General features: G+C 37.4%; 16 protein-coding genes. 6 read left to right on the top strand and 10 right to left on the bottom strand.

Going from position 1 to position 22,277, the window contains the following annotated elements; genetic code table 11:
- Nucleotides 1-28 precede the first annotated feature (28 nt).
- From HCZ91_RS13285 to HCZ91_RS13265, 5 genes are all read right to left on the bottom strand, one after another.
- Nucleotides 29-946 carry a hypothetical protein gene (locus tag HCZ91_RS13285; RefSeq protein WP_179799714.1) on the bottom strand — a complete coding sequence of 306 codons (918 nt, stop codon included), beginning with the start codon at nt 944-946 and terminating at the stop codon, nt 29-31.
- Between the two features lie 179 nt (nt 947-1,125).
- On the bottom strand, nt 1,126-2,232 hold the full coding sequence (locus HCZ91_RS13280; protein WP_179799713.1) for a glycosyltransferase 61 family protein: 1,107 nt from the start codon (nt 2,230-2,232) through the stop codon (nt 1,126-1,128).
- A gap of 297 nt (nt 2,233-2,529) precedes the next feature.
- Nucleotides 2,530-3,180, bottom strand: a complete 651-nt coding sequence (locus HCZ91_RS13275; RefSeq protein WP_179799712.1) for a glycosyltransferase — start codon at nt 3,178-3,180, stop codon at nt 2,530-2,532.
- Nucleotides 3,181-3,401: 221 nt separating this feature from the next.
- Nucleotides 3,402-4,136, bottom strand: a complete 735-nt coding sequence (locus HCZ91_RS13270) for a sulfotransferase family 2 domain-containing protein (protein WP_179799711.1) — start codon at nt 4,134-4,136, stop codon at nt 3,402-3,404.
- 3 nt (nt 4,137-4,139) lie between these two features.
- Nucleotides 4,140-6,842, bottom strand: a complete 2,703-nt coding sequence (locus tag HCZ91_RS13265; RefSeq protein ID WP_179799710.1) for a glycosyltransferase — start codon at nt 6,840-6,842, stop codon at nt 4,140-4,142.
- 370 nt (nt 6,843-7,212) lie between these two features.
- On the opposite strand from HCZ91_RS13265, the gene HCZ91_RS13260 reads away from it, so the two are divergent.
- The 6 genes from HCZ91_RS13260 (at nt 7,213) to HCZ91_RS13235 (ending at nt 16,940) form a co-directional block, all read left to right on the top strand.
- Nucleotides 7,213-7,998 (top strand): sulfotransferase family 2 domain-containing protein, encoded by a 786-nt coding sequence (locus HCZ91_RS13260; protein WP_179799709.1) that lies wholly within the window; start codon nt 7,213-7,215, stop codon nt 7,996-7,998.
- A gap of 51 nt (nt 7,999-8,049) precedes the next feature.
- On the top strand, nt 8,050-11,739 hold the full coding sequence (locus HCZ91_RS13255; RefSeq protein WP_179799708.1) for a rhamnan synthesis F family protein: 3,690 nt from the start codon (nt 8,050-8,052) through the stop codon (nt 11,737-11,739).
- Nucleotides 11,739-12,698, top strand: coding sequence for a hypothetical protein (locus HCZ91_RS13250; RefSeq protein ID WP_179799707.1), 960 nt, complete (start codon nt 11,739-11,741; stop codon nt 12,696-12,698). Before HCZ91_RS13255 ends, HCZ91_RS13250 begins: the two co-directional genes overlap by 1 nt.
- Before the next feature lies 1 nt (nt 12,699).
- Nucleotides 12,700-13,701 carry a hypothetical protein gene (locus HCZ91_RS13245; RefSeq protein ID WP_179799706.1) on the top strand — a complete coding sequence of 334 codons (1,002 nt, stop codon included), beginning with the start codon at nt 12,700-12,702 and terminating at the stop codon, nt 13,699-13,701.
- Between the two features lie 68 nt (nt 13,702-13,769).
- Complete coding sequence (locus tag HCZ91_RS13240; protein WP_179799705.1) at nt 13,770-15,977, top strand: glycosyltransferase family 2 protein; 2,208 nt, start codon at nt 13,770-13,772, stop codon at nt 15,975-15,977.
- A 36-nt stretch (nt 15,978-16,013) separates the two neighbouring features.
- Nucleotides 16,014-16,940, top strand: a complete 927-nt coding sequence (locus HCZ91_RS13235) for a sulfotransferase family 2 domain-containing protein (RefSeq protein ID WP_179799704.1) — start codon at nt 16,014-16,016, stop codon at nt 16,938-16,940.
- 99 nt (nt 16,941-17,039) lie between these two features.
- On the opposite strand, the gene rfbC is transcribed toward HCZ91_RS13235, so the two are convergent.
- The 5 genes from rfbC to sat form a co-directional block, all read right to left on the bottom strand.
- Complete coding sequence (rfbC, locus tag HCZ91_RS13230; RefSeq protein WP_160021412.1) at nt 17,040-17,579, bottom strand: dTDP-4-dehydrorhamnose 3,5-epimerase; 540 nt, start codon at nt 17,577-17,579, stop codon at nt 17,040-17,042.
- Between the two features lie 94 nt (nt 17,580-17,673).
- Nucleotides 17,674-18,543 (bottom strand): glucose-1-phosphate thymidylyltransferase RfbA, encoded by an 870-nt coding sequence (gene rfbA, locus HCZ91_RS13225; protein ID WP_160021411.1) that lies wholly within the window; start codon nt 18,541-18,543, stop codon nt 17,674-17,676.
- 113 nt (nt 18,544-18,656) lie between these two features.
- Complete coding sequence (gene rfbD, locus HCZ91_RS13220; RefSeq protein WP_179799703.1) at nt 18,657-19,565, bottom strand: dTDP-4-dehydrorhamnose reductase; 909 nt, start codon at nt 19,563-19,565, stop codon at nt 18,657-18,659.
- Nucleotides 19,565-20,638, bottom strand: coding sequence for a dTDP-glucose 4,6-dehydratase (gene rfbB, locus HCZ91_RS13215; RefSeq protein WP_160021409.1), 1,074 nt, complete (start codon nt 20,636-20,638; stop codon nt 19,565-19,567). Before rfbB ends, rfbD begins: the two co-directional genes overlap by 1 nt.
- 122 nt (nt 20,639-20,760) lie before the next feature.
- Complete coding sequence (gene sat / locus HCZ91_RS13210; RefSeq protein ID WP_179799702.1) at nt 20,761-22,011, bottom strand: sulfate adenylyltransferase; 1,251 nt, start codon at nt 22,009-22,011, stop codon at nt 20,761-20,763.
- Nucleotides 22,012-22,277: the final 266 nt, after the last annotated feature.

Genomic DNA, 22,277 nt, shown 5'->3' with positions numbered 1-22,277 from the left:
AAAATATCGAAAACTATTGCTGCTTTAATTAGCGTGATTGGTTAAGCTTATTTATATCTATTAAATATTCTGCAAACTCTTTTGAAACATTTAAAAGATCTTTACTTGTATAAATAAAATGGTCTTTTTCTTTAGGATAACTATCGAAACTAGTGTCAAACAGTTGCTCGGTACTACTTTCTAATTCCAACAGTAGTTTGTTATTAACTTTTTCAAAAAACCCATACCACTCAATTGCTTCGCTTTGAGTAGGTAAATAACCATTGCCACCATAATTTCTCTCTAAAAACTCAATTAAATGGCGTCTTTGTTTGTGAAGCCTTGGGTCTAACCCTTTGGGGTTGATGGCGTTATAATATCTCAAGTATGACTGCCCAAGCGCATTCAATGATGGATTTGCTTTTGCAGGCACTAGCCACTGCGTACCATTTATTACATTTTCATGGAAACCTACTGCTTTTAAAAAATCTAACGTTAGATTTTTTTTATAAAACTTATCTCGTTCAAATATGCGTACATCAATATAGTTCTTACCAAAAACCTCTGACCATTTTGAATATAGCTGATAATAATTAAATCTTGGATTAAGAGGGTTCTTATGATTAAAAATAAAGTTATCTACAGATCCTGCTTTCAAAGCAGTAGAGTATAGACTAACTGCATATTTATCTTGTCGTCTAATATATAGAATTACCTCAATAGTATCGAAAAAACCTTCGAGGTAGTTTTTTAATCGGGTTATTTCTTCTACACTAATAAGCCTAGAAGATAAATGTTCACTACTAAAAATATATGTTTTATATTTATTATTGGTGTTGTTTTTAATTTCTTCTGATAGCTCAGCGAGAAAATTATTGCGCCAATAACTAAATGATTCTGCATCTACTATCTTAAGTGTTTTTCTTGCGTCATCTATATGATCAACATCTAACATTGCAGTAGCCATCTTACGATGATTAAAGTTAGTAGAAGATATTGTTGGAGTTAATGTTATGTAATAACCGTTATCAAGGAAAGTGGCTCTATTTTTCTGTAAAAAACTTTGGAGCGAAGTGGTACCGGATTTCTCAGTTCCAATATGTAAAATGCATTTCAAGGTATACCTCAATAATTATTTTTCATCACTTACGGCAAGTAATGATTAGCGAATTTAAAAGCCTTTTCAAAATCAGACAAAACACTTAGGTCATCATTTATATGCTTCATTTTCATTATTTTTTCTATATCTAATATTGATAATGAATAGTACTCATCCACATCAAGTTCAATACTCTGATTATTAAGATTTAAATTTAAGTAATCCTCAAAAAACTTAATAGACAAAACAGATGGAAGTACTGCAGGTTTTCCCAAAAGCTGACTTTCGACTCTTGCAATTTTATCAAAACACCTAAAATCACTACACTTGTTGCTATACATATTCTTCCAATAATTGCCATTAGCTCCTCTGCTAATAAACAAGACTCTAGCTTCAGTATATCCAATTAAGTCTAAAAGATGCACTGCACTGCCACCTTCAATAATAATTGTATCTGCATTAACAATTAATTTAATTTGTTCTTCTATAGAAATCTCTTCAGGATTTATAGTAACAAATCCATCTAGCTTACTAAACGCATAATCAATTCCCAAGTGCCTGCCCATGCTTAAATAATTTTGACGCGACAGTATGACATTTTTTTGTTCTGCTTCAGGCTCTTTATAGGCTTTACTAAACCCACAAAGATAATTTAGATAGTTATCTCCAGTTTTAGAACCTAATCTTGACTCCTGCTCAAAAATATTCAAATTACTAAAAATAGAAGGTTCAGTTAACCATTTTATTTTCTCTAAATTAATTTGTAAGTAACTCCCAAGAATAAACTCTATATACTGAGGTTTATTCTTGAGCCATTCAAAACTGCCTTTGAATGGGAAAGGAATGAATACTATACCATCGTAATTTTCTGGATTTTCAAGGTAATTACGCAACCTATGAATGCTTTCAGAAAAAAAATGGCCAAAATGTGGATGAAAGAAACCTCCATAGTACCAATTGCCCAGTATTTTAGAGTAATCATGAATAGAATCAGCAAGTTTCAATATACTTTCAATATCTTGTATGGGTTTTTCACCGCGAAAATGTAAGCTTTCATTGACGAGTCCATCTAAATTTACTACACCGAAGCTTTTAATATTTTTAGGGTTTGTCAAATTATTTTGCGGCAATACTTTAGCTTCTGCGACCTGCATTCATCACCTCTCGGTACCTTAAAATATATTTATATGACTTTTTATAGCTGTAATTATTAAATTCTAGTGTTAAAATATTCTTATTCAAATATATATAAATGACTCAATACGAATATCCATTTTACAGTAGGTTCAAGATAAGTTAGATATAGTCGATTCAATTTAAAAAGAATACAGTGCTTCTAGGATAAATTTTTCGAAGCCTCTGGAGTGCGAAGCACACAGCAAGCGAGGAAAGTTTATACTAGCAGAACACTATTTTAAACGTACCTCTTTTATATTGAACTGACTATATAACTATTCATATACGTCCGCTATATTCTTCATTTCTGACCAATGCGTATTCTTCTCCGTATACAATTTTTCTCTTGAGTAAAGTTTATCTCCTCTTATATACTTCCACATCGCGTGTTTTTCTATCATTATACAATTGCTTGCCGTAAGAATACGATTAAAATTTGCTGGTCCAGTAACTTGATATGCGCTAAAACTATCTTTACGAGCTATATTTTTCAGAATTCTTTCAAATATCAAACTTAATAACTCATTTTCTTTAGGTGCTAGAATTATTCCATTAATAATTGCACCAGTAGGTCGAGTGAAAACAAATAACTTATCTATTTTAAAAATTAGATCATCAATTTTTATATGAGCTCTATGAGAAATATCTACATACATCCCGCCTTCAACCAACAAATATGCTACTCTAAAAAAATCCGACTGCATAGCAGGAACTTTTAAGCTTTTAAAAGCGTTAGAAATATCCATATCATAGTGTTTTTTTAAAAAAACTATTGCAGAATTTCTATTAAATAATTGGTAGTTAAAGTCTGGGTAAACCAAAGAAAACGATTTACTAAGTTCTATCAAATAACTTGGAAGATTCTCTTCTGTCCAATACTGAACAATATTCTTAGGTATTTTTTGCTGTACACTTGTATTCGACATTCAAACCTCTTTTTAAAACAATATGACTAACTTGAAGATTAGTGTTTTTCGACATCAGAAAAATCATGCATGATCATGCCGATATAAAAAGACACAGCAGAGCCAGAATAATTTTCTTAACCTCTTTCTGAGTAGACATAGAAAGCAATAAATAAATTTATCTGTCACACAGCATAATATACATTTTATTTATTATCGACTACAACTTCAGACGAGAAAAACTATCTATTATTATCAGACAAAAACTCATACAATTCTAAATCTTCTTTATTAGCAGCCATTAGCTTGTCATAAAGCCCCTCACCCATACTCTCTTGCAGGCTTTGCAATTTTTCATCGATGGTTTTTGGCTGTCTCGACACATTCTTTTTCTCTGCTGTCAGATCCACCTCTACACCATTATCTTTCAACAATATTTCTAACCGTTTGATAGAGTTATCAAAATCCCCCACATCACCAACGAAAGGCAAAGCTTCGATGGCTTTTTTTGCATTCACAAGTCGTTGTGTAGGATTGTTTCCTTTACCAAACATTCGGCTAAACTTCTCAACATGAAAATTTCGGCACTGATGATCATTAGGTATTGATAAGCGGGTCTCAATATAGCCACTGAGTGCCGTATTTCGAGCCAGAGTCGAGCCGAAGGTATCTGCGCCTTGATCACGCTCAAAAGAATAAGCAGATATAATCCGGTCGATAGGATGACGCATAAATATCACGGGTATAATAGCTATATCTTCGACTTCTGGTGGTGGCAAAAATGCCGTATGCGATGAAAAACAAATGGCTTGTGGTTCATCGGTAATCCACTGCTTAAGTTGTTCAGCATTAGTGTTAGGATCACTTGGAAACTCTCGAGTAACCCATAAATCACCAGGGAAGTTTCTGTTTAAAGTCGCATCCATTGACGTGCCAGCATTTTTAAACAAGTGATAATGCAATATAACCGTTCTCATAAGTTACCCCGTATAAATACCAATATAATTGAATATTTTTTGCATCATCTCTACGCCATGCTTATGACTAAAAGACTCTTGCGCGATTATTTGAGAGTTTTCTGAACACTTATTCCATAGTTGTTCATCATTGTAGAGCTGCAACACACCCTCAGCCAGTCCTTGTTCATCATCTTTAATCCAAGCACTGATTTTGTGATTCAGACCAGTAGCCTCCACGCCAACGCTTGTCAATACTTGAGGCACGCCATAAGCCATGGCTTCTAATACTTTACCCTTAATACCGGCACCTGACAATAAAGGCGCCACGATAAGTCTGTGATTGTGGAACACATCGTCTAGATTTTCAGCAAAACCCACTATTTTAATGTTGTCTGACTCAAGCATTGAAATCTGCTCAGGTACATGACTGCCATAGACGTAAAACGTAATATCTGGATTTGCTTTGGCAATCAAAGGCATCACTTTCATCGCAAAGAACTCAACAGCTTTTACGTTAGGATGGTGGCGATATCCCCCTAAGAAAGCGATACCCTCACGTTCTGCAAAGGACTTGCCCGCTGTTTTGGGCGAAAGCACCCAAGGGCATTTGAAAATATTATCTTGCTTCAAAATATGAGACAAGATAACCGCGTGCTCTGTCTCATTATAGCTGAGCACAGCGTCTACCTTACCTAACACATCGAGCTCTCTGCCACGAGTCGTTAGCGCTTGCTCTAGCGTATACTCATTAGTTTTGCCAACGGTTCTCAACTCTCTTAAGAAGTGTAAGTCTGCATTATTGAAGATGATTTTCACTTGAGTACGTGCGCGTATAGCGTCAAGATACTTCTCAGCGACTGAGAACCTAGTGATATAAATAGCATCGAACTCAGTGATACGTTTCTCAATGGCATCAAACACTGAGTTATAGAAAGGCGCATACAACACCTCAACCCCCATACGTTGTAAATCATGGGTTAGACTGCCCAAATGTGCCATGTTTTCAGGAACGAAAGTAACTTTAATACCCAGTGCTTGTATTAGCTTAATCTCTTCTACCGCAGCATAACTACCAGCATCAGTGGTTGGATTGGGAGTAGCATAATCAATCATCAATACTCGATGATCGATACCTCTATCTTTTTCGATGTCTGGGGCGACCCCTTGCTTGCCATTGTGTTTGTATTCTTGGAACCATTTAGACTTAAAGGTAGATTCATTGACCACCTGATAAGCTTTGAGCCCTTTAGTAATATCTGTACCATGGCTCTGCCCTTCAAAGTGCACCACACGAGACAGTGCACAGTAGATAGTCGTGTAGCCGTGTTGACGAACCTTAAAGGCAATATCTGTATCTTCATAATAACAAGGCACAAGCTCGATACTAAAGCCACCTACCTGCTGCCAAACCGTTTTTGGTATACAAAGTGATGCGCCTGATAAGTAATCTGCTTGACGGTTATAGTTATACTTAGGTTCAGAAGCGTTAGCTCCGTTTCCATAGTTCCAAGGCTGACCACTGCCCCAGATAATTCCCCCAGCCTCTTGTAGAGTACCATTGGTGTTCAATAGCTTCGAACCTGTTAGACCAACTTTTTCATCTGCTTCAAAAGGGGCAATTAACTCATCTAACCAATAGCTAGTGACCTCAGTATCATTGTTTAAAAAGACAATATAATCGCCTTTGGCATACTCAGCCGCATTATTACAGTTGAGTAAAAATCTTAGATTTTCTTTACTTTTAACATGAACAATATTGTCTACAAAGTCTTCTAAATCGCTCGTCTCATCAGTAGAATTATCATCTGCTACTAGCACCTCGTAGCTGGTTTTATTGAATGCCAAGATAATCGATGCAATGCAATTATAGGTGAGCTCAAACTTATTATAAGCAGGAATGATGATTGAGACTTCTGGCATCTCATGCTTAGGTAATGTCAATTTAGGGAATTTTTTTCGTCCTTGCCAGCCTTCAGCGATCACGTTATGTGCGGCGCCAACCTCACTACTCTTCTTCTGATTGTTCAAATTTAACGCCAATGACTCATAACGAAACTGTGCTTGTTTGGATAATGCCATCATGCCTTGGCTATTAGAAGAGCTCTTTAAATACTCCCAAGGAGTTAGATTGTCTTCAAAATGAATATAGTCTGACCATAAAAGGAAAGGGAAACCAGCCACTCCTAAAGAAATCATCTTACTAGTATTATCGAATAGAGCATGCGGTATATTGATCTTAAAAAAGTTTTCACCTTTGTTCAATATCACTGGCTGTCTATAAATGATAGTCTCATTATGATATAACGAAATACTGCTTTCACCTTCAAAACTCTCAGAGACGATGGTACAGTTCAACTCATTTGTTGGTAACTTAAGCATTGCACCCCAAAAATAACCGTTATGATATTTTAAAGTTGCTTTGCCACTGTTTTCTACTAATTTTCCATCGACGTATAAATTGAGCTTAGAATCTTGTTTAAGTTTTGCATCTATATGAATTGGTAGCTGAAATCCATTTGTCCCTTTTTCTGCGATGCCGTTTTTGACTAGGTCTCCACGGAAAATCTCTGTGATACCTCTAGCTACTATTTGACCGTCGCTTGTTTCTATCGTAATAGTAGATACATCATTGTCACTATCTTTATCCAAACCCCAACCAAAGATAAAACCAGAATCTATTCTATCAATATATCCCATTACTTCATTTGCAGGTGCGACTGTCATACTGTTATATCCTCTACCATCTCATCTAGCTTAGATTCAAAGACGAATCCAAGTAAAATTAAATTATTAAATTTTGCGGTTATCCATATTTGTAAAGTGCCAACCTGTAAGAAACTAGAGCATTTCTCAATTATTTCCTAAATAGCATCATCGGTCAGTTTGTTACACTAGTAAGTACTAAATGTATCATTATACATAAAACCTTATCTTAAGGTATTATGCATTTGCTAGATTTTCTAGATGTTTATACTCATCATGAATAACTATTAAATTAATCCTAAGCCCAACGGATAATGCATTCAAATATTTCTTACTTAAAGTTCATGATATACTTTTATTAAGTATATCCAAATAAAAATTATGGGATTTTATGGACACTCATTTTCTACATCACGTTTTGCTACACCTGCATATCTTTAAAAATGCAGGGACTACCTTTGATCGTGCTTTATCAAAACTCTTTCAAGATGAAATGATTTCTTATGATACTGCCAACCCAGGTGGCCGAATTAGTATTGAGCATTTAACTGAAGTGCAGCAAGCTCATCCTAACGCTCGTGTTATTACATCACATCAAGTAGGGCTACCCGTTCCAGTCTATTCAGGCGTAATGTTTCATCCTGTGTTTTTCTTACGTAACCCTATAGAGCGTATCCAATCATGCTATCACTTCGAAAAAGACGTACAAAAGTTGATGGATGATGATGTTACGATGGACATGTATGTTCGCCGAAATTTAAATAATCCAAAAATCAATGCATGTTTTGGTATACAACTTGCGACGATTACAGACAACCGTTATATAAAGAACTGGAATCGTGATGAGCTGACTGACATCGTTATCAACAGCGCCTTGAGTAACATGCAAACGGCTAGATGTTTTGGTTTAGTAGATCGTTTCGATGAATCTTTTGAATTCATTTGTCACCGTCTAGAGACTTACTTTCCTGAGCTTGCACGAAACATTAAACCTGATCAACAGAACATATCAGAAGCCTCCAAAAATGTCGATGACAAAACCAAATATGTTCAAGACAACCTTTCCAAAGAGACTTACTCTCAGATGTTAGAGGCATTAAAGGGAGAAATTATTTTATATGAAACCGCTCAAAGGGTGTTTGAGAACAGATACAACAAGTACTTAAAGAGAACCTAACTGAAAAGACAGACGGTCAACTCAGTAAGACTGATAGGAGCGGTGATATAAATGTTCATTTATAAATACAATAAACTCACTAAAAAACAACTAGAGATAGTTCGCCAAATAAAAAACTCAAAATTATTTAATGAAGCTTGGTATAAAGCTCACTATCCAGATATTGTGGGGGAAAAATTTCATCCTATTATTCATTATGTGCTACATGGTGATACTGAAGGCCGTGACCCTAGTTCTCAGTTTAATACCGATTTCTATAAAAAACATGCGGGTATCGCAGACGACGTTAACAGTCTATACCACTATATAACGCACCCTGAAAATCAAGAGTACGTCACTGAAAGCAAGTTATTACGTATAGATCAAGATGTCAAACGACTAAAAAAAAGCAAGCTTTTTGATGCAGATTATTATTTGAATACTTATCCTGACGTCATAAATACCGAACTGGATCCCGCGTTACATTATCTAAATAACGGTTGGAAAGAAGGCCGAAACCCTTCTCGGTTTTTTGATACAGGGTATTATTTGTCTAAGCATCCTGATATCAGACAGGCTGGTGTTAACCCTCTTATACATTATATTCTTCATGGTGTTCATGAAGAGCGAAAAATATCACCTCCCATCTTTAATCAAAATACTTCTAATCTTTCTACCTCGCTAAGGGAAGACTACTTACTGGTTAAAGATAGTAATATATTTGATCCTCATTTTTATTTAAATAAATATCCTGATGTTTTTAACGCTGGTGTAGACCCTCTCACACATTATTTAAGATCTGGAGCTAATGAAAATCGCGATCCGAGTGCCACTTTTAATAATCGCTATTATAAAGCTCAAATGACTCCTGATGAGGTTAAGACACTCAACCCTCTAGTCCATTATATAAAGATTGGTCAAATTCAAGGCTATTCTACCAATGCTTTGAGTCAAACCATTCCCCAAGCGTTGGCGACAGGGTGCTTTTTTGATGTCGCAGCTCAGCCAGATGCGCCAGGTACTATTGCTGTTATGGCGCATATGTATTACCCAGAGCTTAGCGATACCTTTGTTAAATACTTAAATAACATACCCTACCCTTTTGATTTATTGGTATCCACTGATACTGAAGACAAAGCCATTATTTTAAAGAACACATTTAATAAAATTGATAACTTAGATACTCTAAGCATTAAGGTACTACCCAACCGTGGTAGAGACATTGCTCCGATGATTATTGGCTTTGCCAAAGAGATGCTAGAATACGATTTTGCCCTGCACCTACACTCCAAAAAGAGCCCTTATGGTAGCGCTTTGTCAGGTTGGCTTGAGTATAGTCTAGATAACTTACTACATACCCCCGTCTATATAAGTCATCTGTTGGATAAACTGGCGGATAAGAAGAAAAATATTGGCGCCCTAACTGCCCTACCGTTCCCATCAATTGTGGAACACATGCACTGGGAGAGTATGTTGGATTATGGGAAGAGCACCCTGACCAAACTTGGCATAGATAACAACATACTCAGTCGCTTTGAGCTGCAATTTCCAGCAGGCTCTATGTTCTGGTTTAGACCAAAAGCAATGGCTCCCTTATTCTCAGGTAAATTAAGCTTAGAAGACTTTGAGACAGAAGATAGCCAGATGAACGCTACCTTAGCACACGTTATTGAAAGACTGTTTCTTTACATTGCTGCAGATAGTGGTTATGACTTTGAGGTTATTCGCCCTGCCAGTCCGTTTGAAGGTGCTACGCCATTCTTACTCAGTCATCAACATGAGCGAGGTTACCAAATCGCTCATGTTGATGAGCCAATGGTATCAATCATTGTACCTGTTTATAACGAGTGGTCTTATACAGCAGATTGTTTGGCCTCTATACTTGCCTTTACCAATCAAGATGAAACGCCATACGAGATTATATTAGCAGATGACTGCTCAACCGATGAGACAATCAACGCCAGCAATCATTTTAAAAACTTAATCATATCGCGCACACCCAAAAACCTAGGCTTCTCTGGTAACTGTAATCTAGGGGCAAGTAAAGCTCGTGGGAAATATCTTCTATTTTTGAACAATGACACCCAAGTTCAGCCTCATTGGCTCTCGAGCTTAACATCTGTTTATGAGAAGTACCCAGAGACACTCATTACAGGATCAAAGTTAATTTATGCTGACGGTAGCCTACAAGAGGCAGGTGGTATTGTTTGGGAGAATGCAGGCGGCGCCAACTATGGCCGTAATGATGACACACCTAGTAAACCTGAATATTGTTATATCAAACCTTGCGACTATATTTCAGGCGCAGCCTTAATGGTCACCCATGAGTTTTGGGCAAAGGTTGGTGGTTTTGATAAGTTATTTGAACCCGCTTATTATGAAGACACTGACCTATGCATGCAGGCGAGAGATAATGGTGGTCAGGTAATTCTGCAGCCAGCCTCCCAAGTAGTCCACTTTGAGGGCAAATCGCATGGTACAGACACAGGCTCAGGCATCAAGGCTTATCAAGTTATTAATAAACAGAGTTTTTTCGAGAAATGGGAAGAAACCTTAGCTCGTGAGCATACTACTGGTGCGCATATTCTTAATGCGCGAGAGCGCAGTATAGACAAGCCTGTTATCGCCATTATTGACTATCTATTGCCCGAATACGATCGTCATGCAGGTGCTAGACATACCTTTAACTATATCGAGCTTTTAATAGATAAAGGATATGTTGTGAAGTATCTTGCTTGCAAAGTAGAGAACTTAAGACAGTTACAATTTGCACGTGAGCTTGAGCAGATGGGTATAGAAACCTTTTACCCACCAGCACTCGGTGTAGAGTATGATTGGAATAACTGGCTGATTGGTACTAAAGGCTATGTGGACGCAGTTATATTAAATAGACCTCATGTGGCAGCATCTCATGTAGTAACGTGCCAAGAGCATCAAATACCAATGCTTTATTTTGTCCACGATATCCACTCTTTGCGTGAATACCGACAAGCGATCAATGCTGGAGATACAAAGCTAGCAGAGCTAATAAAACGAAATGAACCAAATGAAGTGAAGCTCATTGCCAGTATGGATTTTGCCTTTACGCCAAGCGAGTATGAAAAGCAGTATTTAAGAGATAAATATAAACTTGATAACGTGGGTGTCTTACCACTTTATATTAGCAAAGATATGAATCAGATCCCCACATATAATGAGGCACCAACTGGTCATGAAGTAACTTTTGTAGGTGGCATGAACCATAAACCAAATCAAGAAGCTGTTATTTGGTTGATAGAGTCGATATTGCCTCATATAAGTGACAATAGTATCATTATCAATATTGTCGGCCCAAACCCAAGTGATGAGATATACAAACTAAGTGAAAAACATCATAACGTTATTATTCACGGCGCGGTGTCTGATGATGAGTTAGATGCTATTTATCACCGCAGTCGTGTAATTGCTATACCTTTACTATCAGGCGCTGGTGTTAAAGGAAAGGTTATCGAAGGATTTAAGAATGGCATCCCTATTGTATCAACAGCTATAGGCTTAGAAGGAATCAAAAATGTGGCAAGCATATTGTCCGCTTACGACGAGCCTGAACTATTTGCTGGGCAAATTGATAATATTATGCAGATGAGTGATGAGCAATGGTTGCAGGCATCTACAAATATGCAAAACTTCTACTGCAGCAACTACTCATTTGATGCTGGCTGGCTGGCGCTTTTAGAAGGATTAAATAGAATATCCTTATCCCATCAAGAAGAAGGTCTGTAATGAAAAAGGTAATACTGCACATTGGGCGTCATAAATCTGGCACATCATCTCTACAAGGCTTTTTGCATACTAATAGCGATATTCTAAAAAACATGGGGGTTTTGTACCCTAATACTGGTCGAGGCAAACAGGTCGCACATCATCGTCTAGCTTCTTTCCTTGAAAGACCGGAACGCGATAGCAAAGAATATCAACAACTAAAAGCCCAACTAAAACGCGAGGTTAGAAACTTTGATAATATCATAATAAGCAGTGAAGGCTTTCAAAACTGTAGGGACTTAGACGGACTTCGCGATTTTTTTAGTGACTACCACTTGCATATTGTTGTGTACTTTCGTGAAATTTTAGACTACTTGCAAAGCGCTTATGCTCAAAGAGTACAAAACACTAATGAGTCTAGAGACTTCGAGCTTTATGCGGAACAGACTAAGCTCAATTATCAAGCCTTCTATAATAGGTGGGCAGAAATTGCAGACAGTATATCGGCACACTATTTTCATAGAAGCGCACTGAAGAATCAAGATATTATAGATGACTTTCTATCTATTTCAGGACTAGACTTGCAAAAACCAGAGAGTGGATTTAAGCAACTAGAAAGCGAATCCAATCCATCTATAGGTGGCAATCTTTTGTATTTTAAACTCCAATATAATCGGCTTGGATACAGTTCAGATGCACCGCTATATCGACGACTATCAAAAATTGCTACGACTAACAAACCCCTCTTTGCAAATGGTTTTTTTATTGCTGATAGCGTGTCCACAAAATTACGTGAGTTATATCACGATAATAATCAATTCCTAAGTAACCGATGCACTACCTTAATAATGCGAGATTTCGCTGATAAACCAAAGTGTCCAAACACTGCTACTCTTGAGGAAGATTTAGAAACTATTATTCAGCTTATTCCTGAAAAAAAGCTGTTATTAAGTAAGTTTATTGACGAAAAGGTTGAGTGAAATGTCGAAAAGCACCAAGCTTTCTGAAATAGTCTTAACAAAAAAAAATATCACTCGCCCAGGATTTGCTAATCTAGCCTTTCAAGAGGTAAAGAGATTTGCTGAAGGCAGACCTATTTTTGACAGATTCAATAACATCGTTGATGATTTGGTTGAAAACAACCTGTCAAATCCTGAATCTGAAGACATACTCATCACCAAATTAAAAGAGTATATCTCTACTTCTAAACCTTTTTCACTGATTAGGCTTGGTGATGGAGAGGGGAATGTACTATTTTGGCACTATAACTCTCTCAACTACCCCTACTTAGCAAGTTATTGTATGTTTCATATCTTAGATATGATGTTTGGAGATAACGCACCGAGTGCAGACCAGTGGGATACTTTTTCAGAGTATTTAGTCAAAGCAATATTAAATGCAGATTTTATTGGTCTACCAACTCGCATTCAGCATGATCAACAATTCCAGAACATTGAGACGTTATCTAAACCCGATCTAAAGCTTCGAGGAGCTACTGGTGTTGTTGGTGTAAGATCATCTCTGACTCACCTATCAGCATATGCTCTTTCACAAAAAAACTTATGCCAATGGCATATACATAAACAAATAGCATCAGCTCTTCCTGATTTATTAAGATATGCTGACAAAATATCTGTGATAACGTGCTACCCTGAGCTGCTACCTACTATTGAAAAAGCCTTTAGTATTAATCCAGGAAAGACAGTTTTAATACCCCCTCAAGCTTTAAATATCAGTTCAACCCCTGAGCATACTCACTACCCTACTCGGTTTGAAGAAATAATTAACAGCGACCTTATCAATAATGTAGATAATGGAGAGCTTTTTTTAGTTAGTGCAGGATTGTTAGGTAAGTATTATTGCTCAATAATCAAAGACCAGGGCGGTATGGCGATAGACATAGGAAGCCTGGCTGATGTTTGGTTAGGACAGTCTGTTAGAAACTATCATAAAAGTAGCTTTATTAATGAGAATAAAATTTGATAGATATGACTTAAAAGGATCGAAAATGCGTTACTTAATATCTCTAAAATATAATGATATAACTGTCTATGAAAATCCTTTCTTGGCTTAACTATAAAATCACCCCTCAAGTTAGAGCAGCAGCTTCTTTTAATTTTGTCGACACTGAACTAACCACGAGACAACCTACTATCTATCAATTGCTTTTTTCATCTTTTGAAAAAAGCCTACTATATGGTTTCTATTTTTTTGAGCTGGATGCGAAATGTGAGTGCTCACTAGGTTATTATAAAATTCATATTCAGTTGAAATCTGATAAATTGGTTTACTACTCACTACCAGTAGTTAGAAAAGGGAAGCATAAACGTCTGATATGGCTGCCTGAGTCTATTCAAGAAATCTTCTTATCATCTGATAAACCTTCAAAAACGATAGATGTATCGATAACAATCAATAAAGTTTCTCAAAATTTTGCAAGGAAAAAAATTCAGCAAAAGATAATCAAAAAATCAGAATATTCTAATGATGAACTGAAAGAGTTATCCTTTGAAGAGTGTTGGGAGCTATACGATACTTTCTTTCCTACTCATAAAAACCAGAGTAACTATATACAATGGATTAGATTTAAAGAGCCCAAACTATGGTTCCCCGTCATATCCGATACATTAGAGTTTCAAATCATCTTGATGGCACGTACTCCCTCGCAGCTTCGTAACTGTAAACAACTCATAAATCAGTTGATGCACTTTGAGACAAAAAATAAAGTCTTATTATTGAGCACCATTGCTTGTGACAAAAAAAGCATCCTAAATGAACATACTTCTGAAACCCTTGATGTGATAACGGTAAGTGTCGATAAAATTGTATACCGCTTAAACATTTTTCTAAGTGTTAACAAACCTTCACATTGTCTTTTCATCGACAGTACTCAAGCTTGCACACTGTCACCATATATCTTTAGCGAGCTAACTCATTATATAAAACAACAATCAAACTGTGAAATTATTTATTTTGATGAAGACCGTTTCTATAAAGAGCAAAGAGTGCATCCTATCTTCAAGCAAAATTTAAATATTGATCTACTCTATTCACAAAACTATATTGGTGATAACTGCTACCTATCTTATGAAAGCTTATCAAAATACGGAGGCTTTAATTCTACGTTCGGAGATTCATTTCTATACGGTCACTACTTAATAACAAGTCAAGAATCACCTCAAAATATTTTTCATATCCCTAAAGTTTTATTACATAAAACTTTAACAGACGAAACACATGTTTTATTAGAGCAGAAGCCTTCTATCAATGAACACTCTGAGATGATATTAAACCACCATCAACCTCTATCCCTTGGAAAACCAAGTGATCTACCTTGTGTAGAACAGTTTTTAAACAGAATCAACCCCGACATACAAGTTGATCTCGGAATACTCCCTAACACACATCGTATAACTTGGCCTCTTCCTAAGAGCTTACCTAGAGTTACTATAATCATTCCTACTAAGGACAGTATTGACCTTGTAAAAACAGCTGTTGATAGCATTTTTGCCAATACAACCTATACCAACTATGAGATTATTATAGTTAACAACAATAGTGAAAAAGCCAGCTCTTTAGAATACTTTGAGCGCTTAGTATCACAACATACCAATGTGACTTGCTTGGACTACCCTTATCCTTTCAATTATTCAGCAATCAATAACTTTGCTGCCAAACATACCAGTGCTCCAGTGTTAGTATTCTTGAATAATGACGTAAAAGTCATAAGTGCCAACTGGTTAACAGAACTGGTACGCCAAGCTCTAAGAGAAGATATTGGCTGTGTGGGTGCTAAGCTATATTATGAGAATGGCCTTATTCAACATGCAGGAGTCATTATGGGCCTAGGACATGTGGCAGGCCACTCGCATCGATTTTTTGATCAAGACAGCGATGGTTACTTAGGTAGGCTGAAACAGGTTCAGAACTATTTAGCGGTCACTGGTGCGTGCCTAGCTATTCGTCGTTCTGTCTTTGAAGAAATTGATGGGTTTGAAGCAGAGAAATTACCGGTTGCTTATAATGATGTTGACCTGTGTCTTAAGTCTTTCAAAAAAGGGTATCGTAATGTTTGGACTCCTTATGCAGAGTTATACCATTATGAATCGTTATCTCGTGGCAAAGATACCACACCTGAAAAGAAAGCTCGATTCTTAAAAGAGGTGGAATATATGCATCACAAGTGGGATACCTATATTAAGAGCGACCCATATCACAACCCTAATTTTGCTGCAAATAAAGAAAACTTCACGGTCTAACGTGAGCCCATCGTTACTACTTTAGTTGGTTATAAAATGAATGAAACACTGTTTTTTATACATATCCCAAAAACTGCAGGCACTAGCTTAAGACACGCCTTGGAAAGGGAGTATCCTAATCGCTTATTAAAGGATTATGGACAAAACTCAGAAACAAGCGATGTTATTCATAATATCCGCAATAATGGCTTTGACTTTGAAAGCTATCTAGAGACTCATAATATTAAAGTATTTACAGGGCATACGAGACTAAAAACGAATAGATTCCACTTCCGATCTCAAAATATATTCTGTTTCATTAGGAATCCTATAGATCAAGTATTGTCTCACTATAGCCATCACACATATCACAACAATTATAGCGAAAGCTTAGAGACCTTTGTTACTGATAAACGCTATCAGAATGTTCAGTCAAAATATTTAGCTGGTTTGCCACTTCGTCAAATCGGCTTTATAGGTATGACAGAACAATATGCATTAAGCCTAGCTATGATTAATAAAATGTACAACTTAAACCTAACGGAACTCAATAGCAATAAAGGCATTATTAAGAAACCCGAGCCTACCACTGACGTTTACGAATTAATCAAAATAAACAATAAAACTGATTTCGATCTTTACGAAATAGCCCTTCATATGTTTGAGGAAAGAAAGGCTTTATTTAAGCAAACACAGCCTTGGACGTATGGCGATTCTTCTATCGAAAAGCTACGCATACATGGTTGGGCCTATACCATGGATAATGATGAGGCTGTTCACTTAAGTCTTTATATAGACGAAGAGCTCTTCCAAGAAATAACTGCAGACCAGCTTTTACTAAACATGAGGACCTTTGGTGTGCCACGTAACGGCTATGTTGGGTATGCTTGCAAACTACCTAAAGCTGCCTTTGCCGCAAAATCTACGATTAAAGTAGTCAACTCGACTACCAATCAAGTGATTAATACACATTACCTAACCTAGGTTAAGGTTAACAGCCACTTACTTCAAAAGATTAGCTAGCAAAAAGCCTCTATCTTAAGATAGAGGCTTTTTGTATATGATAACCAATGGTGGGGTGAGCTAAAACTTAGGTGCTTCTTCGAACGTAAGCCCCTTAGCGTCTTTATCTGAAAGTATTGGTTCAACACCTGCAGGCCAGTCAACTCCAATAGTGTCATCATTCCACATCAAAGAGTATTCATCACCCGGATTGTAATAGTCCGTGCATTTGTAAACAAACTCAGCTTGCTCACTGGTAACGATAAAACCATGGGCAAAACCAGAGGGAACCCAAAGCATTCGTTTGTTATCTGCACTCAGGTATTCACCTACCCACTGACCAAATGTCGGTGAGTCTTTACGCATATCAACAGCCACATCAAATACTTCACCCCGAACAACTCGGACCAGTTTCCCTTGTGGCTTCTCATGTTGATAATGCAAACCGCGCAATATATTTTTTGATGAACTGCTGTGATTATCCTGCACAAACTGGTAGTTACCACAGTTTTTTTCAAACTCTGATTGACGGAAGGTTTCCATAAAGAAACCTCTTTCATCACCAAATACAGGAGGGGTCATTAAAACCACATCGGGTATTTCTAACTTCTTATATTCCATAGCATTCAACCTTGATTACGCACTTATTTAATATTTTACCAATATTTTGTATAAGCAACTGTGCCAAAACGAGAGAGAGGTAAATTATTAGGTATTAGCTTTCAAGCAACTTTAATAAATACTGTCCATACTGCGTTTTCTTGAATTTATTACCTTCAGCTACAAGCTGCTTGTCATCGATCCATCCATTACGCCAAGCAATCTCTTCAAGGCTAGCTACTTTTAAACCTTGACGATGTTCAACAGTCTGTACATAACTACTTGCTTCAAGCAGTGAGTCATGAGTTCCCGTATCTAACCAAGCAAAGCCGCGGCCTAATTTCTCAACGTACAAATCTCCACGTTCTAAATAAGCATTATTGACTGAAGTGATCTCAAGCTCTCCACGATCAGATGGCTTAACAGACTTAGCAATTGAAACAACATCGTTGTCATAGAAGTACAGGCCAGTAACAGCATAGTTTGATTTTGGATTAGCTGGCTTTTCTTCAATCAAGATGGCTTTTCCATTCTCATCGAAATCAACCACACCAAAGCGCTCAGGATCATTAACCAAGTAACCAAATACTGTTGCACCATTTTTACGTTCAGCAGCTTGTTTTAGCTGTACAGAAAAATGTTGACCATGGAATATATTATCACCCAGCACTAAACAAACGGAGTCATCACCAATGAACTCCTCACCGATAATGAAGGCTTGGGCAAGGCCATCTGGATTTGGCTGAACTGCATAACTGAATTTAACGCCAAACCTTTCACCCGTGCCTAATAGTTTTTGATAGGCTGGCATGTCATCAGGCGTAGAGATAATCAGTATTTCAGAAATTCCAGCAAGCATTAATACCGAAATTGGATAGTAAATCATAGGTTTGTCATAAACAGGCAGTAGCTGCTTTGAAACACCCATGGTGATAGGGTGCAACCGTGTTCCCGAACCGCCTGCCAGCACAATACCTTTTGTCATAATTGCTTCAACCTTATTAATTTTATTTTCATTTAAAATACAGATAAACTTAATTTTAAGTTAAGCTATTTGTTCTAGCCAAACCAATTTCACTCAAATCTCACTGAAAAAACCTAACTTTTATTCATTTCCAGCCATTCATCAAACGTTAAGCATAACTGACTTTGCCATGTTGGCATTGCTAGACCGAACGCTGATTCTATTTTATCGAGACTTAAGCGCGAGTTTAAAGGACGGGCTGCTGGTGTTGGGTATTCAGTAGACTCTATTTGACCCAGACCGTCTTCTTTTAAGGCTAACGTGACACCTTCTGAACGCGCTCTTTCAAATATCATTTGAGCAAAGCCATGCCAACTGGTGAATCCTCTTGGTGCTAAATGATAAACACCGCTCAATTTATTAGCATTGTTAGATGCCATAAACTTTTGAATACACAGTAAGGTGACCGTTGCAATCAAACGTGCTGGTGTTGGTGCGCCAATTTGATCACTCACAATATTAAGCGCTTCTCGCTCTTTACCCAATCTCAGCATACTGAGCAGGAAATTGTTGCCTCGAGCCGCATAAACCCAACTTGTTCTAAAAATCAGAAATTTCGAGGCAATATTCTCTACTGCTAAATCGCCTTCAAGCTTTGATTGGCCGTATAAATTCTGAGGTCCTGTTAAGTCATCTTCTGACCAAGGTTTTTCACCATCACCAGGGTAAACATAGTCAGAGGAGTAATGAACCAATAGGGCATCATGCGTCACGCTTAGTTTTGCCAAAACCTCTGGTAAGTCTCTATTTAAAGCAAAGGCATTGTTCTCATCTGTTTCTGCCTTATCAACTGCCGTATATGCAGCAGCGTTGACAATAATGTCAGGCGCTAGCTCATCAATATGCTTATACACAGCATCAGAGTCTAAAAAGTCCACGTCACCACGACTGACTGTGATAATAGAACCCAAAGACTGTAACTGACGATGTAACTCAAAGCCAACCTGCCCTGTATGTGCAAGGAGTACTATCTTCTTAGCCATTATTTTTTCGCCAATTTGTTGTTGATGTCTTGGTAAGAGCCATCTTGGATAGACTGCCACCAAGTGGGATTATCCAAATACCACTGCACTGTCTTCTTGAGACCTGTGTCAAAGGTCTCATTTGGTGTCCAGCCAAGCTCTTTTTCTATCTTCGATGCATCAATCGCATATCGAACATCATGCCCTGGTCTATCAGTAACATAAGTAATCAAATCTTCGTAATTTGAAACACCTTCAGGCTTATTAGGTGCTAATACCTCAAGATGTTTACAAATCGTTTTGACAACTTCGATGTTCTGCTTCTCATTGTGACCACCGATATTGTAGGTTTCACCAATATCACCTGTCGTTGCCACTAAAACTAAAGCGCGTGCGTGATCTTCAACAAACAGCCAATCTCTAATTTGTTTGCCATCTCCATAAATCGGTAAAGGCTTTCCTGCTAAAGCATTTAATATCGTTAGTGGAATCAACTTTTCAGGAAAATGATAAGGACCATAGTTGTTTGAACAGTTCGTTATCAACGTCGGCAGTCCAAATGTACGCTGCCAAGCTCTGACAAGGTGATCTGAAGAAGCTTTACTTGCTGAATATGGACTGCTAGGTGCATAAGAAGTCGTTTCAGTAAATAAATCATCGGTCCCTTCTAAATCACCATACACCTCATCTGTTGAGATATGGTGGAATCGAAACCCAGCTTGCTTATCATCACTCAAACCTTGATAGTAAGCTCTAGATATCTCCAACAGGTTATAGGTACCTATAACATTGGTTTCAATAAATTCTTTTGGACCGTCAATAGATCTATCAACATGACTTTCAGCCGCTAAGTGCATAATAATATCTGGCTGAAACTCATTAATAACAGACTGACACTTCTCAAAGTCACAAATATCTGCTTGAACAAACTGATAGCGATCAGAACTTTCAACATCACTAAGAGATGCCAAGCAGCCCGCATAAGTTAGCTTATCTAGATTTAACACCGTATGATCCGTATCATTTATTAGATGTCTAACTACAGCTGAACCAATAAACCCTGCACCACCAGTAACTATAATTTTCTTTTTCATAATGTATCTAATTTATAAGCCATTTACTGTATAAAAAAACCGCATTTTAATAATCGAAGTTGAACTTACTATTATTATCATGCGGCTCGGTTTCTATTTAAATTGTAATTATGTTTCTTTAATTACTTAGCAGAAGCACCTTTCAGCTCAACTTTGGCACGGTCTTCTTTTGCAATCGTTGCATAGTAGTCGCGAAGAATCTGTAATACTTCTGGGCGGCTAAAGTTCTCAGGAACCTCTTCATCTTCAGACAATGCTTTACGCAGCTTGGTTCCTGACACTTTAATATGCTGATCTGCATCGTGTGGACATGTCTTGGTAGATGCCATTGATTGGCAAGCATTACACCAGAAAGTCCAATCAATTTTAATTGGTTTGGTCTTCAGTGCATTTTCTGGAATTTGATCGAAGATATCTTGAGCATCAAATGCGCCGTAATAATCACCTACACCTGCATGATCACGTCCTACGATTAGCTCTGAACAACCATAGTTCTGTCTAAATAAAGCGTGCAGTAACGCCTCACGAGGCCCTGCATAACGCATATCTAATGGATAGCCAGACTGAATTACCGTATCTTTTTTGAAGTAATTATCAATTAGAGTTCCAATCGCTTCTTGGCGTACTTCTGCAGGAATATCACCTGGTTTTAATGCACCAAGTAGCGAGTGAATCATCACGCCATCACAAATTTCAACTGCAATTTTAGCTAGGTATTCATGTGAACGGTGCATTGGGTTACGTGTCTGGAAAGCAGCAACTTTCTTCCAACCTTTTTTTGCAAACTCTTCACGTGTTTGCGTTGGTGTCATATAGATACCAGCATACTCCGTTGGGAACTCGCCTTGGCTGAACACTTCAACACGACCTGCCAAATTTACATCAGCTTGTTCCATGACTTTTTTAACGCCTGGGTGGTCAGTATCTGTTGTACCAAACACTGTTCTGCATTCATGCTCTTTATCAATGGTGTACTTCTCTTCAAGCGTTAAGATACCCATGATTTCGCCATCTTCGGCTTTCAGGGCGATTTCATCACCAATCTCAAAGCCTTCCGCTTGCTCTGAACTGGCTGATAATGTGATAGGAATTGGCCAGAATAGACCTTCATTCTCCCCTGATTTCAGCTCCATGTCATCACAGACACCTTGCCAATCCGCTTTGTTCATAAAGCCGTCTAGAGGAGTGAAGCCACCAATACCAAACATGATTAAATCACCACGCTCACGTGAACTCATTGTAACACTTGGTAATGTCTCTGCTTTTTTCAAAGCATTTTCTAGCATCTCGCCTTCTAGCAAAAGAATATTTAGGGCTGGGCTACCATGTGGCGTTACTAAGTTATCAAGAGCTTGTTCGATATCGTTCGACATAGATTACTTCCTTTTTTGAGGTTAGATATATGATTTGAAAAACTTGTAGACTATAACTTATAGCAATTAAAAAACCACGAAATCTATTATAAATGACTTAATTTCAATTAGAAAATACTTGTTGAGTTGCTTCGGACATTCCTTAAACATGACTCTAGTAAAAACTATGATATATAATAACCATTGGGATTCATGCTCTGCCAACGCCATGTATCTTGACACATATCAGCAATCGATAATTCGGCTTGCCATTCTAACAACGTTTT

This window comes from Psychrobacter sp. BI730 (assembly GCF_013414195.1).
Classification (GTDB): Bacteria; Pseudomonadota; Gammaproteobacteria; order Pseudomonadales; family Moraxellaceae; genus Psychrobacter.
The sequence above is the reverse complement of the archived record's forward strand: the minus strand, read 5'-3'. Positions and strand labels throughout refer to the sequence as shown.